Source organism: Sphingobacterium sp. UBA2610 (assembly GCF_002339225.1).
GTDB classification, from domain to species: domain Bacteria; phylum Bacteroidota; class Bacteroidia; order Sphingobacteriales; family Sphingobacteriaceae; genus Sphingobacterium; species Sphingobacterium multivorum.
In genome coordinates, this window is record NZ_DDKA01000023.1 from 175,629 (window position 1) to 191,601 (window position 15,973).

The window sequence follows — 15,973 nt, forward strand, 5'->3', positions numbered from 1 at the left end:
TATGTACTCTACCGCTTCCATTTCTGTATTGACGATCGTACATAAACGCCATGACGCGCTAATAAACCTGATGAATGGGCTCGCAAAAAATTCTATTCTACCCACAGAGCTGATCATTGTCTATATCAATGAACGTGCCTACCCACTCAAAGACGAATATCCCTTTAAGATAAAGTCCTTGGAAATAGATACAACAGGTGAATTAAATTTGGCCAAAGCAAGAAATACGGCTATAAAAAGTTCGAGTTCTTTATTTAATATCTTTTTAGACGTAGATTGTATTCCGGCAGATGATTTAATAGAACAGTATCTGCCCTATTCAACAAAAAATATTTTAATAAGCGGCCGGGTAAGGTATTTAAAAAAAGGCTTTGCAGATAAACTTGGATGGATGTCGCAGTTGATGCAAAACAGCAGGCCGGATCCTGTCAGGAAAGATGTAGATCAATTTAGTTATGAACTTTTTTGGTCCCTCAATTTTGCGTGTACCAAAGAGACTTTCCATAAAATTGGAGGATTTGATCAAAATTATATTGGATATGGAGCTGAAGATACCGATTTTGGTTTCAGTGCGAGGAATAATGGGGTTGCTCATATCACGATCGACGCATTGGCCTACCACCAATATCATCCAAGTTATAATCCCCCTTTAAACCACTTCAAACCAATTGTCATCAACGCTAATCAATTTTTCCTAAAATGGAGAGTTTGGCCAATGATGGGATGGTTAACTAAATTTAATGAGTGCGGATATATATCCTTCAAAAACAATAAAATAACCATTGTTCGAGAGCCTTCAAAACAAGAAATTGCGGCCAGCCTCATTGAATAGGAAACAGGTCAAGGTTATTCTCGGACATTTAAAGAACCGTCCTTGTCAACTATTATCGGATTATAATTCGCAACAAATTAAAAAAAATATTGATAACATATTTTCAACATATTTAAATTTCCCCAAAATGCATTTAAATCCTACGATATCCACATTTAACCATGTCGTTTTGCATACACTTTTTGGCAAAGTTAAAAAAAGTACTTTGATTAATTTTGACCAAATACTTAGAAATGAAAAACTTTATAAAGTTATTACTGCTTTTAATGGTTATGATGACTACTTTATCAACTCAATCCATGGCACAAAAGAAAGATGTAAATGTCTTGGTCCTTATTTACTCCGATAACGGTGGGACTTTAGAATTAGCAAAAGAATTTGCTAAAGGCTTAGAAAAAAACTCAAATGTTCGATCAGTAATTAAACAAGTAAAGCATTCGGACAATCCAATTTTAAAAACTATCCCAGTTGTTAGTATGGAGGAACTTTCATCATATGATGGTATCGCGTTTGGCTCTCCGGTGTATTTTGGAAATATTAGTACCGGCATGAGCGAATTTTTCTCCAAAACAACAGATCTATGGGCGAAACACGCACTTGAAGGAATGCCTGCCAGCGTATTTATGTCTGCGGGTACCGGAGCAGGACGTGAACTTGCCTTACAGTCGTTTTGGAATACTCTTGCGGTTCATGGAATGATACTTGTTTCAAATGGCATACGCTCAAATGACAAAATTGACAGATCAATTGCTCAGGGCAATTCTGTTTTAGGAACCACGAGCTTGGTAGGTATAAAAAATGTGCCACGTCCGAGCTCCGATGAACGCCTTCTTGCCGAAGATCAGGGGGAAAACTTCGGGAAGGTTGCAAAGGCCTTACAAGGAACATTTCACAAAGAATCCGCTCCTATTGAACAAAAAAACAATAATGATATAAATCAGGAACTGATCAATAAAAAAATTATCCTGCCTGATGTTCCAAAACCTGCTGGAAATTATCAGCCATTTGTACGTACCGGAAACCTGGTATTTATCAATCAATATGCATTAAAGGATGGGAAATTACAATCCCCCGGAAAACTCGGTAAAGACGTGGATGAAAGGCAGGTTAAGGAAGCGACACGTACCACAATGCTCAATGTTTTGGGAGTATTAAAAAATGCTGTGGGAGGCGATCTTAACCGCATAAAAAAATGTGTTCAGTTAACTGGGTACTTTAATGTAACTGATGACTATACCAAACATGCTGACCTCATGAACGCTGCATCAGATTTGGTTGTAGAAGTATTTGGTGAAAAAGGAAAACACGCCAGGGCAACGGTGGGAGCCTTGTCACTCCCAGGAAATACTTCAGTCGAAATACAGGCTATATTCGAAATTGAATAGATTCCATCGGTGTCCCTGAAAAATGCTTTCCGATACGATCTAGTCAAATTAAAATCTCTATCTCCTGTGCTTTGGCGTTAATAGAGATTAATAAAATATACTTCATACGGAGACACTTATCTAATTTGATTTATAAATAAAAACCCGTACATTCAACGGAAATTAACCTCTTTCCATTATGCAAAGTAACAATTGGTTCAACCGGTTTAAATACATCCAGCGAAAAAGGGTATTTTGGTTAATTACGCTATTAACTATTTTTCATCATACAAGCTTCGCGCAAAAAGATCCGCAGCTCAGGGAAGCACTGTCTATCATGACAAAAGCATCTATTTCTGGAGATATCGAAGGTATTATAAGTCAAACATCGCCCCGCATAATTGAAAGCATGGGCGGGATAGATCAGGCAACAAAACTGACCAAGGAACTCTATTCATCTCTTATAAAATATGGGGTTAAAATTGATTCCACGATCAATTATGTCGATATAGATGTCTCAAAAATTGATGGGATAGCCTACTGCTTTATTCCTCAGGTATTGGTAATGTCTATGCCTGAAAAAGGCAAAATGGCTATTACTTCGGCTTACTTATTAGCGTTAAAAGAGGACGAAACCAAAAAATGGACTTTTATTAATTTCAATAAAATGGATCAGGAAAAGATCAATTTGTTTCTTCCTGAATTTAACGGCAAGATTTCTCTTCCTCCGGGTCTAGAAAAAAAAACCTTAGTCGTGAAGAAAGAAGAGGTAGCTAAAACTGTCGATCATCTAATGAAACTTTTAGATTAATCTGTCAAAGAAAATAAATAGTTTTAAGTCATTTCCCGTCAATCTTCGGAAATTCACTAAAACCTGCTATGATTTTTTTGTTTCACCTCAGGTCCCAATTGCTAAGGGAAAAGTACTGTAGACTACTCCAGAAAATTCATCTTATACTCAGCTAAAATCTGCGTATTTTTAGGATTAATAAAATTCCTTTCATCGCACGAAAAGAGGAATCAAAAAGACCTTTCCGCAATTGCGGAAAGGTCTTTTTGATAATCTCAATATCGAAATGGAGGTTAATATTCCTCCATATAATGGAATCCTATGTTGTTTGGCGTTATGTTCCTCCTTCTACTCATACTTTTTGTTGCGATTTTATAGGAATCTAACGTGTTCCTAAATCTTTCGCATGCATACTGCCTACCCCCAAAATACAATTGAAAATAAAGGGCATTCGGATGAAAAGACAATTCAATTAAACTCCAGCTTCTTTATCAGTAAAAATCTGGACTCCTGCTTTCTTTTCAATTAACTGTAGCGGATATAGTTCAGGATTATATACACCATTAAGAACCTCGTTCAAAGCGTTTTTCTTGGATTTACCGAATGTAACAATCAGAATATTTTCAGCTTTATTGATGATAGGTTCAGTCAACGTAATTCTAAACATTTCCTGTGGCTTTAGATAGTAGGCATCAACCCATTTTTCTTTTTCCTGTAAAATCTTTTCACCTGGAAACAGAGAAGCTGTGTGGCCATCATCGCCCATTCCTAAAAGGATGAAATCAAAAACACCGTCAGCTCCCAAAACATTTCTAATTTGCGCTTCGTATTCTTTAGCGTAATTTTCAGGCTCAATTCGCTCTTTATACATTGGGAAAATCTGATTTTTATTGACTGGAACTTTATTCAAAAGTACTTCCAAAGTCATCTTAAAATTACTTTTCTCATCTTCAAGAGAAACCCATCTTTCATCTACCCAAAAAAAATGGATTTTCTCCCAAATTATTTTATCGGCATATTCAGGAGTAGCTAATAAACTAAAAATAGCTTTCGGTGAAGAGCCACCACTTAACGCAACCACAAATTTATCATGCTTCTGGATTGCTTTTTTCGAAAGCTCAACAAATGTATCTGCTGCTTCTTTATATAAAGCATCCAGATTATCAAATATCGTAATATTCATTTTCTTTTAATTATATTTTAAACCCACTGATGTCCCTGCCGCTCTACCAGTGCATCACTGTCATCAGGTCCCCAGTTTCCGGAAGCATAATTTGGGAAAGAGGGGTCTTTGGTTTTTTCCCAGGTTTCCTGAATTGTTTTTATCACATCCCAAGCTTCTTCTACCTGATCGGAGCGCATAAACAGTGTAAGGTCTCCGACAAGTGCTTCCAATAAAAGAGTTTCATAAGCTTCGGGAGTATCGGTCTGACAGGCAAAATTATCGAAAATCATTTCCACAGGTTTAAGCGCTAAGGACAAGCCTGGTTTTTTAGACATAAACTGCAATCTGATGTCCATTTGTGGCTGGATATTAATAATCAATCGGTTAGCCGACAGAAGCGAGGTGCTTTCTGAAAACATAGAATTGGGAAGTGGCTTAAACTGAATCGTTATATAAGAATGCTTTTCTTTCATCTTCTTCCCGGTACGAACATAAAAAGGAACATCCTCCCATCTTTCATTATCCAGATAAAACTTGATAGCGACAAATGTTTCGGTATTGGAATCAGGAGCAATTCCCTCCTCCTGGCGATAGCCATTTACTTTCAGCCCATTTACTTTGCCTCGTCCGTACTGTCCTCTTACCGCATAATGATCTACTTTTTCAGGAGAAATCCTACGGATGGATTTTAAAACATCAACTTTACGATCCCTGATCTCACCCGATCCAAGTGAAGCCGGAGGTTCCATAGCAACCATACAAAGAATTTGCAAAAGATGGTTCTGAATCATATCGCGCAAAGCTCCTGTCTGCTCATAAAAACTGGCTCTTGTTTCCACTCCGACTTCTTCGGCAACCGTAATCTGCACCGATTCTATATGTCTGTGGTTCCAAAGAGGTTCAAAAATTGAATTTCCGAATCTGAACGCCAAAATATTCTGTACTGTTTCTTTACCTAAATAATGATCGATACGATAAATCTGTTCTTCCTGGAAAGTTTGTGAAAGAAGATTATTTAGCTCAATGGCAGATTCTTTATTGTGACCAAAAGGTTTTTCGATAATAATTCGATCTGTTGCAGGATCAGATGCTATTGATGTATTTTTAAGATGATTTGAAATTACAGATACAAAGTTTGGTGCAATCGACAAATAGAAAAGTCTGTTTCCTCTCATTCCGTACACCTTATCAAAATTCTCCAGTTTCTGATATAAATTCTGATAAGAGCTTTCTTCATCAAGCTGATGCTGAAAATAGCTGATGTGAGCCTGAAAACCAGCCCAATCTTCCTTGGTTACGGTCTTCCTGGAAAAACTCTCCAGATTTTCTTTAATATAAGCGCTGAATTTTTCATCCGTATTTTCGGCTCTTCCTAAAGCTAGAATATTAAAACCTTTGGGCATTCTGCCATCGATGTATAAATTGTAGAAGGCTGGAAAAAGCTTTCTTTTTGCCAAATCCCCTGTTGCACCAAAAATAACGATCGTTGTTGGATGCAGGATTGTATTGTCACTCATTGTTAGGATCTAGTTATTTGGGGTTTGCCATGAAGTATGAAAGACTCCTTCTCTGTCCGTTCTTTGGTAAGTGTGCGCACCAAAATAATCACGCTGAGCCTGAAGCAGGTTTACAGGTAAAGATGCTGTGGTGTATGCTTCGAAATACCCTAGAGCCGACTGAATTCCTAAACTTGGAATTCCGTTTGATACAGCAAAAGCAGCCGTTTTTCTTAATGACGGAATTTTATCTTTTACAATTTCTGAAATTTCCTGATCCAATAAAATATTAGATAAGTTCTCGTACTTTGAATAAGCCAGATAAAATTTCTCCAATAAAACCGAACGGATGATACACCCACCTCTCCAGATTTTAACAACATCTTTTAACGGAATTTCAAACTGATATTCCTCAGAAGCTTTTACCAATAATGCCAAACCTTGAGCATAACTGATTAAAGTAGATAAATACAAAGCATCCCCCACCTCTTTTATAAACAATTCTGTATTTTCTGGAGTTTTCACTTCTTCTTTAGCATATATTTGAGAAGCTTTTGCTCGCTCATCTTTGTAAGCGGATAAAATTCTTGATGTTACGGCAATATCGATGGTTGGAATAGAGACCCCAATTTCCATACCCTCCTGGGAGGTCCATTTTCCGGTTCCTTTTGCTCCTGCTTTATCTAAAATCTTGTCGACAAGAAAACCGTCTGTTACATCATCTTTTTGCTGGAAGATATCTCTTGTTATTTCAATAAGGAAAGAATTCATCTCGCCTTCATTCCATCTTTTAAAAACTTCATACAATTGTTCATTCGTAAGATTAGCTCCTTTTCTCAGTAAATCATATGCTTCACTGATTAATTGCATGATGGCATATTCAATACCGTTGTGAACCATTTTAACATAATTCCCAGCAGCTCCTTTCCCCATATAAGCGGTACAGGGCTCCCCATTTACTTTTGCTGAAATAACTTCCAGCATAGGCTTCACCAAATTGAAAACTTCCAAATCTCCCCCTGGCATAATACTCGGTCCTCTTCTGGCGCCCTGCTCTCCTCCAGAAACTCCCATTCCCATAAAATGAAGGTTTTTAGAAGCTAAATCGGCTATACGTCTCTCGGTATCTTTGAAATAAGAATTTCCCGCATCAACGACAATATCTTTTGGACTCAGCAGCGGGGTTATGCTTTCAAGAACAGCATCAACCGGTTTGCCTGCTGGTACCATCAAAATAACTTTTCGCGGACTTTCTAAATTCAATACAAATTCCTCTAGTGAAACAGTTCCAACAACCTGTGTACCTGAAGCCACTCCTTTACGAAGTTCGATTACCTTTTCTTCATCTAAATCGAATCCTACGACAGAAAAACCATTATCGGCAATGTTGTAAAGCAGATTTCTTCCCATTACACCCAGACCAATGACCCCGTAATTATACTTTTCCATTCTTACTTAAAGTTTATGTTATAAATTCAAAATTACTGAAATGCATGCCAGTAAAAAAATTATCTAAAATTTTCTTTCCATTGTGACATTTTTATCATCAACTGGAAAATGTCATTAATCAATACGGTGATAAGGGCATCGTTCAACATATAAACTATCGAGGTCCAAATTCTCTAATTTTAATTTTACTTTTGGCTATATGTAAATACATGCTAATCAGTAAACTCTTTCTTTTTCTTTCGGATGTAGTCAACCAGAATTTTTTGCAAGTTTTTAGCGTCATTAAGTTTGTAGAACTCCTCGTCAAATTTGTTTAGCGGATTGTTTTCATAAGATTTACTAAAACCTTCTACCGTACCATCCTGATCTTCGGTTATTTTCGATTTCTCCTTTTCAAATGTGCTGTTTGCCCGCTCGGTCAGATCAGCAAATTGAGTAGCGCCAACTAATTTCAGCGCTTCTGGCAACGCAGCAGCAAATTGACCGCTTGAATTAAAATAAAACTGGTTATAACCACCATTATTTACTTCTCCTTCTAATTGGCTGATCATATAAATTGCTTGTCTGGACTTGTTCCAGGACAAGACGATTTCATATTCTTTGTCATATGCCGGCGATAACTTACGAAAGAGGTTATCATAAACGACTTCCAATAAGATGTCATCCGAAGTCGTATCAATAATCTGCTCGGTTAATGGATTCTGAATTGATGGCTTATTATTATTTTGCTTAGTATGTCCAGAACAGCCAAATAAATTTAAAATAATTATTATAATTCCAATGGTAATAGTTGGTGTTCGCATTGATTTTATCATCTTTAAATCTTTTTAGTATTCAAATATATACATTGATTTGCAAACAATTTCCTCAGTGGTATAGTTATAAAATGGTTCGACATCCTCTGTATGCACTTTTCAATTGGATTTTCTTTTACAATGAAGTACATTGCAGAAACATTGATGCGACTAAAGAATTATTTTGTAAAATTGGCTAAGTTAATTCTCTTTAAAACAATTTAATATGAAAAATTATATCATTACCGGAATATTTTTGCTTCTGTTCACAAATTTGGCGTTTCCACAATATTTCACCCTAGCTCCAACAGGTTTCGTTTCTAAAGAGAATCTAGATTATACCGTAGTAGAAGTTCCTGGCGTTAAACAGCAAGAACTTTACAATAATGTATTAAAGTCGATCAATAGCTTGTATTCCAATCCCAAAGAAGGCCTGACTTTGGTTCCCGGGCAGGCGATAACTTTAGCAGCTTACCAACAAAGAGGACTTAAAACATCGGGTATTGCTTACTATGATGTCGATTATACCTTGTCTTTTTTGTTTAAAGATGGAAAAATAAGAATCAATAGTCCAACTTTCAGTGCTCAAATTATGAATTACAACGGTACTTGGAATAAAATGAACGTGAAAAAATTTTATTTCAAAGGCAACGGTAGCCCCAAAAATGAGAAAAAACATCAATTCGTAAACGCGTACTTTAATGGGCTGATCAAATCCATTCTTGAAAAATCAACCAATATTGATAATTGGTAATATCGATGTATTTCTTCTCTTCTTGATAATAAACTTGCGAACTTTCATTCCATTTTTCCAGTTTTAATTCTAGAAATAATATTATTCAACGCCTTTAAAAGACATAATAACGCCAGAATATTTATCATGATCTGCACCAATATAAGATAAATCAATACCGGATAAATTTTTATTGTTTACAGCTTCTTTAAATAGCGTATAATTCATTTTTTCGATCCTATTATTCCAGTCTTCATCCGATGTTGGCTTAATTGATTCCAAATCTTTCATTTCAAACATCGCACGATCCGATATTTTTTTAGACCGTTGGACAAAGATTGTATCTCCTTCTATCTTTAGAATCTTAACCCAACCTGCTGGTAAACCTTGGATGTTATTTCCTTCAGCATCGGTAAAGAAACTTGCTCCATATAGTTGTCCTGCCTGTAATTGTTGAGCCGACTTAGCAAGACTTTCTTTTTCATTCCGATATTTCTTGCCATCCATGTTCAGTTTAATACCGTAAATAATAGAGCCGATAATTGCTATCGATGCTATAATCAAATACCCTTTCCAAAGTTTGAAATAGGGAATTTCTAGTGTCTTCTTAAATTTCTTTACCTCTTCTTTTATTTCAGGCGAATAATTTCTTGCGTGGATGACCTGCCCGTACTGATTGACTAAACGAGACATTTTTACCAGACCTCCTCCAACCGGAAACCCTAAAAATTTGGTCGCAGGTGTAATGATACTAAGATTGAAATTCTGCGGTATGGTCTCATTTTTTAATGTTGCAGTGATATTTTTACTTCCTAAAACGTACTCGTAACGTGTATAAATGAACAGCATAAATGGAATGAATTATAAATATTAACGGTTCGAAATTAAGAAAAAATTCCTCCTGTAAGAATCCTGTGTCAATTAACTAATTAGTACAGAAACAGATAAATTTATTTGATATCCTACGCGTACCTTGTTCTAAATACAAAAATGAGGAATTATGCCTTGGTATAATGGAGATTATCCACCATCATATAAAAATCAACCGGTCACCGTCCGGGAGAAAGCAACCGAAATCGCAAATGCTTTGCTTAAAATCCAAAGTATGCATTAGTTTCCATGAAGTTTAAGGATGGTGGAACGCTATCCATTACTGACTTCTCCTTGACATGAAGAATTAAATCTTAACATGATACAGACGCTTACGCATATCAACCAATTGATGCTTCAGCTTAACCTGATCTGGCGCTACCGGAAATAAACTGTGCAAGCAGAGCTCTTCAACTTCCTGAAAGAGCTTTTGCGACCAGACAAAAAGTTCCTCATAGCTATAGGCGCCATTCTTAATGCGCAGGAGCTCTTCCCTATTGGGACGTTGTATCTGTAATTTCTTTTTGGATACAATCTCCTTTGCCTGTTGCAATAAACGTATGGTATGCATCATATTTTTCGCATCATAACCCTGCCCATGATCCATTGTCCCCTCAAAACGTGCCTCATTGCGTGCTGACACCCAGCTGAAATATTCATTATACGCCTTGCAATAAGATGAATAAGATTCGTAATTAACACAGAGGTACGCACAAAGTGTCTGACCCTTTGCGATAGAACTGCACGACACCTCATTGCTATCCAGGTTAGCCACGACGCCTTTATAACCCAAAGTCTGAGTCTGATCATAATATAGGGCATACATTCCCTTTGCATGTTCAATCTTTGCTAAACCACAGTTTTCCTGCTTCCAATGCCGCCTGCTCAGCCACGCGCTTAACGGTAAACTACCATTACCGGCTATGATAAAACAGAACTCCAGCAAATTTTTACGTTCGTGATCCATCGGATTGTTGATTTTCTTATTCAACCCTTTTGCCTTACGCACCTGTACCATAGCATATTGCGCAAAAGTCATAACGGCCTCCCGCGTAATAAATTCCTGCATTTTAAATTGCTCCATTATTGGATCTCGGTATACGATGCAATCGGCAGGACTAGCCAATAGCTCCAATACAGTCGGATTACTCTTTGACAGGAGCTCGACGAAGCGACCTAGCTCATAATACACTTCATCATTGCTCGCATTAGCCACTTGGGCAGTATATTGACCACCCAAGTAATCTTCCAGAGGCAGATAAAATACCCCCTTGATATCCGTATCGGAAGATGCGGTGGCCAAACCATATGCCCGGCTGCCGACAACGGCCTCAAACAGGATCAGCCCGTTCTTTCGAAGTTCGTCTATAGTCATCTTAATATAGTTTTAAAGTAATTCTCTAGTCCTTCCTTATCCAATACGGATACGGGAACCTGTTCTACTTGGCTCTCTAAATGTATTAACTTTGTTTCGATATAACTCCTTATGGTAGCTGAACAGCTGAATACAAAACCTTCATCGACTTGGCTTTTCAACTTCTGTAACTGCATGACTTCGACTTTAACAACATTGGGCAATAATACGGATAGTTCGGCCAATGTCATCGGCGCATAACTGCGATAGGTCATACTCCAGTCTGCCGCTAGTAAAGATCTGAGGATATAAAATAAGCTCTTGAGCTTCATCGTTTCTCGCCGAAGATCTTTCACTTTGCTTCGGACAATCCCAAGATAATGATGGGCGTGCCTATGTGCGTCAAAATAATTTTCGATCATTGTCCTAAAACTTGTTTTGAATCCGTTAAACTCGTGATAGACCACTGGTGACTGAATCCATTCAAATGGGCTCACATTGCTCTAATACATTAAGATGAGTACTTTAAACAGATCCCAGCCTGCGATATCAAGGTCATCGGTTATCGGAAACCGCATTTCGGTAGGAAGCGGAAACAAAAGACTATAGTCCTCTGCTTTTCTTACATAAATAAACCGAACATCGTAATCACTGTCGATTGACGGAAATCCCCAACCTCGACTTCCTGATTCACAGGCGAAAAGTATACGTACTCCTTCGCTCGCTTCTATTTCCATGAGCTTCTTGATGATATGTGCTTTCATTTCTTCATGCTTTTTTAAATTTTCATTAACACAAAGATCGATTGCGCTACTGAAGCCTTTTTGCGCATTTTAAAAAAAGAGCATAAAAACAATGGAAGACCTCTTATTATCAGGTAGATAATTTTCTTGAAAAAATTGAAGCTTACACAGAAATATAGAAGTACGCAGATAGAATGCGTATTACAGTGTTAAACGAAACTATTATCCCCCATCTCATGCCACCGATATAAGCTATTCATAAAGAACAGCTCATAATCTTCTTCGTTGACAAAATAAAGGCTTTGCCTCTTCTGCACCCAGTTGTAGCATTACTGAAGTCTGGGATGGCGCAAAAGATGGAAAGCGGCATTAGACCAAAAACTGAAAATGAAGTTTTTTGGCACAGATCTAGTACGGAAATAGGAACAACTAATTGCATATGAATTATCTATATATTATCTTCTTTTTTTTAGTTTTCCAGGGCTGTACAATGCGTAAAAGTACAATGACACCTGTCCAAAATAATAAATCCAAAATATACAATGACAGCTCAGTGCAAAAAGACTATGTTTCCATTTTAGAAACAATTTTGTCTGACGATTCGGCCGGTATCAAACTGCAACGTGAAGGAGAACGAAGGGCGTTCATTCATAATAAGTTTATGAGAGATTCTATCTCATCATTGCATGACAGGAATTATGTTTTTTACAACGTCGATCCACAGAAGCTGATGAAAATACTGGATAACCAGCTCAAAGACTCGCTGGATATGCTTAATCAGATGAACGAAAGGAAGGCAATCATCCCGATTCCAGCCGCTATCAAAGCAGCGTACAATGTCGATGACGCCGATAAATACAGGATGAACCGTAATCAAAGCATTTATTACCTTCATCTTCCCATTATGGGGTATAACCGCAAAAAAGAATACGTGCCGGTTGACTATGTATGCGGTCCTTTATGTGGAAACGGTGATGCATTTCTTCTTGAAAAAGTGAATGGTAAATGGGTAATCGTACAACGATTCTTTAACCTCTGGATCTCTTAAAAAAACGTAGCCACAATAATCTTTAAACAGAAGATATTCACTCCAAATAACGAAGCGGATTTATAGACTAATAGACCTTATCACTTTCTATAAATACACTTCCTGACAAATAGCACTCGGGAACGTTTGCCAGTACATAATCAATGTCAAGAATATTTGGACGAGCCGTACTTCCCTGCCCACAATACAAGTTCCTAATCCAGGTATCGACGTTCTCTACCCACATCGCCTTCCAAGTAATATTTTGTGGATCCTGAACTTCAACAGGTGAAATCAGCACATTATACCCCATCGCTCGCAGCGCGGTTAATACGACTCGATTTACTTTGACAAATTTCATCTTCAAAAGCTATATACGGTTCTCTTTACTTTGGAACAGTAATGCAGCCCATATAGTTCAAAAAGTCGTTAACTTTGTGCTTAGTCAAAGATCCTACAGCTGACCCCGAACCAAACCGATCGCTTGCAATGGATCACCCCAGCATCAAGGGCTCGCGATCTTATTGAAGAAATGTAATATTTATTTCATAAAATTAGCAAGAAAAAATAAATCACGACTTGTAAACGTTATATTACTGTAAAACTTATAAAAGGGTACCAATGCCATAGCGGTTCTCTTTGTAATATAAATTTCTCACCCTTAAAAAGATAACATCATGAACGGAATCATATTTCAAGGAAAAAGTCTCAATATTGGGTGTACAGCAACATTCCTGTTCGAACCCGAAGTAGGTGTAGAAAATATTCCGGCAATAGCAGAACTTAGCACTGGTGAAAAAGCATATGCTGAAATACTTAGAGATAATACAACACTGATAACAGTACGAGTAGGTGAATATTTAAATGAAAAAGGAAAGAGAGCCAATGAAACGGCTTGGATGCTCACCTATAATCATCATTTAAAATCATGGCAGATAACGAAGAACCTTAACACAAAATAGCGTATTTTATTTCTTAGGAATACCAAAGTAACGACATAAAAGTCTTTAGTGCAATGTCTTGAATGGAAGGTCGAGATGCTGAGTCTCGGTCTTTTTTGTATAAAACTAAACTATTCATCCCTGAAAGTAGTTCATTAATAAACCAAAGTATACATATTATGGCATTTACAACAGGAAATGAAGACAAAGTAACAAAAGAAGTAGAACAGCAAACTTCTAAAATTCCCTCAATTTTATTCTTGGCGGCATCACTTGCAGCGATGGGAATTTCAGCAGCATTAAAATGTTGCAAAACAAAAGATGATAATACAGCTTTGTTCGTCGGTCAATGGGCGGCACCGTTTTTATTATTGGGAATTTACAATAAGATCGTTAAGACTGAAGGACACGATTAATAGGTTTTATTTTTTATGGTTGATTTTAAAGGCTGGTCTTAGGATCAGCCTTTTTTATTTTTTTCAAACTAAAAGTAATTCGACATTGTATTATAAGTACTTTTCAAAAATATAGGTTAATAATAATTAGAGCCTTGGGTTCCCCCCTCAAGGCTTTTTCCATTTTTATCAAACCAAGCTGTTAACAGAATTGTCCATTTAGCGTCAATCGTTATGTATCAGTTCAGTTAGATTGATTTAATTGTATGGTCAGGTTTTAGGCCTGGCCATATTAAAAGTATTTTCCGGTCCTTTATGGATCTGTCTATAATTTAGTTAGGGGCTAATCGAAAGATTAGTCCTTTTTTTGCTAAAAAATGAACTATTATAAATGAATATCGTTATCTGATAGGTTAAGTTAGTTTGTTTTAGTAGTTATAAAGGTCGGTAATTCATGTCGCCGGCCTTTTTAATAAAGTAGTACTTTCCCCTGATTCAATCGATTCTGTTATTATATCCGCTACATGAAATGTTTCCCCGAAAATTAGTCGTTTCCGGGGGGTAGAATTGTATAGTATAAACTGAATTCGTGACTACCAAGGTTTGATATCTGCATCTTAAATTATACAGATGTTCAACATTGTTAAGGAACATCTGTATAAAATTGAAAAATTGATTAGCGTTTCTTTATTCGCTTCGCCTCCTCCCCGATTTTTGAGAAGGATTTATCTCTTTTGCGCCTGTCGTGTTCAGATACGGAGAAATGCCATGATTCCCTTCTCAATTTTAAGTAGCTTTCGTATACACGAGGTTCTAAAAGACCATTGTCTACCGCATTCTTAACTGCACATCCAGGTTCGGAAAGATGAGCACAATTGTCAAAGCGACAGGAGCCAGCAAATCCAGAGAAATCAAATACGTCTTCCAATGTTTCGGGAGTTTCTAACGCTAAACCGAATTCTCTTACACCGGGCGTGTCAATCAAAACGCCGGAACCATCCATCAAGACCATTTCTCTCCGGGTTGAAGTGTGCCTACCTTTCCCTGTGGCGTTACTTGTTTCGGAGGTGAGCAACACTGTGCGTTCGCATAACGCATTGACTAAAGAACTTTTTCCTACACCAGAGGAGCCTATACATACTATTGTTTCCCCAGGCAGGATAGATTCACGTACAAGAACAATTGACTCTGTGGAATGAATGCTTGTGTAAAATACTTGCACGTTGCTGGTAAGGTGTTTTAACGACTCATCTATATCCTGTCGATTAAAATCCAAATCAGATTTAGTGAGTATGAGCACCGGTTGAATATTTTCTTCCAATACCTGGGCCATAAACCGTTCCGTTCGACGGGGATTAAAATTGGCATCCAAGCTCTGAACAATAAAAGCTTTGTCTATATGAGATGCTATTGCCTGTTTATCCGAAGTGGTACCATTCTTTCTTCTGTACAATGTGTGGGTACGTGATAGGATATCGACAATTATTCCTTTGTTGTCGTCAAAAGGTTGAAAGATAACCCAGTCCCCCGTGCAGGGTAGCTCAAACGCTGACTTTCCAAAGAGCAGATTGCCCGCCAGCTCGCAAAATAGCAAGCCGTTCTCGGACATGATCTCGTAGTTAGTTTTGTTCACAGCCGAAACACGACCATGAAAAAGATTAGAATATGTAGATTCTTGTTTAAGCTGAAATAGGTCACTATTCCAACCAAATAATGCGAGGTTATTCATTTATTATTAATTTAGAATGATGAATTAAATTGCTGATTATTGGTCATCCGAATGACTCACAGGTATACCACTGGTAACATGCTTATTACCAGCGAAACGCAAGAAGCAAGACACCCGGAATCAGGCAATCATTCCAATCGCTAAACTATAATATGTGAATAGTTGTTTTTGCATGAACTACAAAGATATGAAAAGTTAAATTGAATAGTAAGAGAAAAATGGACAATGTGTATATGGCTCACGTAGCGGGCTGTTTTTACAAAAAAGCAAACGATGACCGCTCCTCCTGTG

Annotated in this window: 15 protein-coding genes and 1 pseudogene; 7 read left to right on the forward strand and 9 right to left on the reverse strand. The window is 37.3% G+C overall.

Translation table 11 applies throughout. The features are described 5' to 3' along the window. Position 1: 1 nt before the first annotated feature. The 3 genes from B4Z47_RS16665 (at position 2) to B4Z47_RS16675 (ending at position 3,007) form a co-directional block, all read left to right on the forward strand. A complete protein-coding gene (locus B4Z47_RS16665; protein WP_070566436.1) occupies positions 2-832 on the forward strand; it encodes a glycosyltransferase family 2 protein in 831 nt (276 codons plus the stop codon). A gap of 233 nt (positions 833-1,065) precedes the next feature. Continuing rightward, a complete protein-coding gene (locus B4Z47_RS16670; protein WP_286727687.1) occupies positions 1,066-2,217 on the forward strand; it encodes an Atu1372/SO_1960 family protein in 1,152 nt (383 codons plus the stop codon). Positions 2,218-2,395: 178 nt separating this feature from the next. Further along, the gene (locus B4Z47_RS16675) at positions 2,396-3,007 is read left to right on the forward strand and encodes a hypothetical protein (protein ID WP_286727688.1); all 612 of its coding nucleotides are present in this window, start codon (positions 2,396-2,398) and stop codon (positions 3,005-3,007) included. A 451-nt stretch (positions 3,008-3,458) separates the two neighbouring features. Here the strand turns inward: B4Z47_RS16675 and pgl are convergent, their stop codons facing one another. From pgl to B4Z47_RS16695, 4 genes are all read right to left on the reverse strand, one after another. After that, the gene (gene pgl, locus B4Z47_RS16680; RefSeq protein ID WP_286727689.1) at positions 3,459-4,169 is read right to left on the reverse strand and encodes a 6-phosphogluconolactonase; all 711 of its coding nucleotides are present in this window, start codon (positions 4,167-4,169) and stop codon (positions 3,459-3,461) included. Positions 4,170-4,186: 17 nt separating this feature from the next. After that, complete coding sequence (zwf, locus tag B4Z47_RS16685; protein WP_070566428.1) at positions 4,187-5,668, reverse strand: glucose-6-phosphate dehydrogenase; 1,482 nt, start codon at positions 5,666-5,668, stop codon at positions 4,187-4,189. 9 nt (positions 5,669-5,677) lie between these two features. Continuing rightward, the gene (gene gndA / locus B4Z47_RS16690; RefSeq protein ID WP_070566426.1) at positions 5,678-7,096 is read right to left on the reverse strand and encodes an NADP-dependent phosphogluconate dehydrogenase; all 1,419 of its coding nucleotides are present in this window, start codon (positions 7,094-7,096) and stop codon (positions 5,678-5,680) included. A gap of 212 nt (positions 7,097-7,308) precedes the next feature. Continuing rightward, positions 7,309-7,911, reverse strand: a complete 603-nt coding sequence (locus B4Z47_RS16695) for a DMP19 family protein (RefSeq protein ID WP_070566424.1) — start codon at positions 7,909-7,911, stop codon at positions 7,309-7,311. Between the two features lie 205 nt (positions 7,912-8,116). Here B4Z47_RS16695 and B4Z47_RS16700 point away from each other — a divergent pair, with 205 nt between their 5' ends. Beyond that, positions 8,117-8,644, forward strand: a complete 528-nt coding sequence (locus B4Z47_RS16700; protein ID WP_070566421.1) for a DUF4468 domain-containing protein — start codon at positions 8,117-8,119, stop codon at positions 8,642-8,644. A gap of 81 nt (positions 8,645-8,725) precedes the next feature. On the opposite strand, the gene B4Z47_RS16705 is transcribed toward B4Z47_RS16700, so the two are convergent. The 3 genes and pseudogenes from B4Z47_RS16705 to B4Z47_RS16715 form a co-directional block, all read right to left on the reverse strand. Continuing rightward, positions 8,726-9,472, reverse strand: a complete 747-nt coding sequence (locus B4Z47_RS16705) for a hypothetical protein (RefSeq protein WP_112374589.1) — start codon at positions 9,470-9,472, stop codon at positions 8,726-8,728. A 328-nt stretch (positions 9,473-9,800) separates the two neighbouring features. Continuing rightward, positions 9,801-10,868: a DNA polymerase beta superfamily protein gene (locus tag B4Z47_RS16710; RefSeq protein ID WP_070566416.1), complete on the reverse strand. Its 1,068-nt coding sequence runs from the start codon at positions 10,866-10,868 to the stop codon at positions 9,801-9,803. After that, positions 10,865-11,611: pseudogene (locus B4Z47_RS16715) on the reverse strand (DNA polymerase beta superfamily protein). Before B4Z47_RS16715 ends, B4Z47_RS16710 begins: the two are co-directional and overlap by 4 nt. A gap of 418 nt (positions 11,612-12,029) precedes the next feature. Here B4Z47_RS16715 and B4Z47_RS16720 point away from each other — a divergent pair. Continuing rightward, positions 12,030-12,638, forward strand: a complete 609-nt coding sequence (locus B4Z47_RS16720) for a hypothetical protein (RefSeq protein ID WP_146753053.1) — start codon at positions 12,030-12,032, stop codon at positions 12,636-12,638. Positions 12,639-12,705: 67 nt separating this feature from the next. Here B4Z47_RS16720 and B4Z47_RS16725 read toward each other — a convergent pair whose 3' ends face one another. After that, positions 12,706-12,978 carry a hypothetical protein gene (locus B4Z47_RS16725; protein ID WP_070568767.1) on the reverse strand — a complete coding sequence of 91 codons (273 nt, stop codon included), beginning with the start codon at positions 12,976-12,978 and terminating at the stop codon, positions 12,706-12,708. Between the two features lie 316 nt (positions 12,979-13,294). On the opposite strand from B4Z47_RS16725, the gene B4Z47_RS16730 reads away from it, so the two are divergent. Next, positions 13,295-13,579, forward strand: coding sequence for a hypothetical protein (locus tag B4Z47_RS16730; RefSeq protein WP_070568770.1), 285 nt, complete (start codon positions 13,295-13,297; stop codon positions 13,577-13,579). 158 nt (positions 13,580-13,737) lie between these two features. Continuing rightward, complete coding sequence (locus tag B4Z47_RS16735; RefSeq protein ID WP_286727690.1) at positions 13,738-13,974, forward strand: hypothetical protein; 237 nt, start codon at positions 13,738-13,740, stop codon at positions 13,972-13,974. A 655-nt stretch (positions 13,975-14,629) separates the two neighbouring features. Here the strand turns inward: B4Z47_RS16735 and rsgA are convergent. Next, complete coding sequence (gene rsgA / locus B4Z47_RS16740) at positions 14,630-15,682, reverse strand: ribosome small subunit-dependent GTPase A (protein ID WP_286727691.1); 1,053 nt, start codon at positions 15,680-15,682, stop codon at positions 14,630-14,632. Between the last annotated feature and the right edge of the window lie 291 nt (positions 15,683-15,973).

Bases quoted from the DNA above. Each gene is read 5' to 3' on its own strand.
- B4Z47_RS16665 (WP_070566436.1), top strand. From the start codon at position 2: ATGTACTCTACCGCTTCCATTTCTGTATTGACGATCGTACATAAACGC.
- B4Z47_RS16670 (WP_286727687.1), top strand. From the start codon at position 1,066: ATGAAAAACTTTATAAAGTTATTACTGCTTTTAATGGTTATGATGACT.
- B4Z47_RS16675 (WP_286727688.1), top strand. From the start codon at position 2,396: ATGCAAAGTAACAATTGGTTCAACCGGTTTAAATACATCCAGCGAAAA.
- pgl (WP_286727689.1), bottom strand. From the start codon at position 4,169: ATGAATATTACGATATTTGATAATCTGGATGCTTTATATAAAGAAGCA.
- zwf (WP_070566428.1), bottom strand. From the start codon at position 5,668: ATGAGTGACAATACAATCCTGCATCCAACAACGATCGTTATTTTTGGT.
- gndA (WP_070566426.1), bottom strand. From the start codon at position 7,096: ATGGAAAAGTATAATTACGGGGTCATTGGTCTGGGTGTAATGGGAAGA.
- B4Z47_RS16695 (WP_070566424.1), bottom strand. From the start codon at position 7,911: ATGATAAAATCAATGCGAACACCAACTATTACCATTGGAATTATAATA.
- B4Z47_RS16700 (WP_070566421.1), top strand. From the start codon at position 8,117: ATGAAAAATTATATCATTACCGGAATATTTTTGCTTCTGTTCACAAAT.
- B4Z47_RS16705 (WP_112374589.1), bottom strand. From the start codon at position 9,472: ATGCTGTTCATTTATACACGTTACGAGTACGTTTTAGGAAGTAAAAAT.
- B4Z47_RS16710 (WP_070566416.1), bottom strand. From the start codon at position 10,868: ATGACTATAGACGAACTTCGAAAGAACGGGCTGATCCTGTTTGAGGCC.
- B4Z47_RS16720 (WP_146753053.1), top strand. From the start codon at position 12,030: ATGAATTATCTATATATTATCTTCTTTTTTTTAGTTTTCCAGGGCTGT.
- B4Z47_RS16725 (WP_070568767.1), bottom strand. From the start codon at position 12,978: ATGAAATTTGTCAAAGTAAATCGAGTCGTATTAACCGCGCTGCGAGCG.
- B4Z47_RS16730 (WP_070568770.1), top strand. From the start codon at position 13,295: ATGAACGGAATCATATTTCAAGGAAAAAGTCTCAATATTGGGTGTACA.
- B4Z47_RS16735 (WP_286727690.1), top strand. From the start codon at position 13,738: ATGGCATTTACAACAGGAAATGAAGACAAAGTAACAAAAGAAGTAGAA.
- rsgA (WP_286727691.1), bottom strand. From the start codon at position 15,682: ATGAATAACCTCGCATTATTTGGTTGGAATAGTGACCTATTTCAGCTT.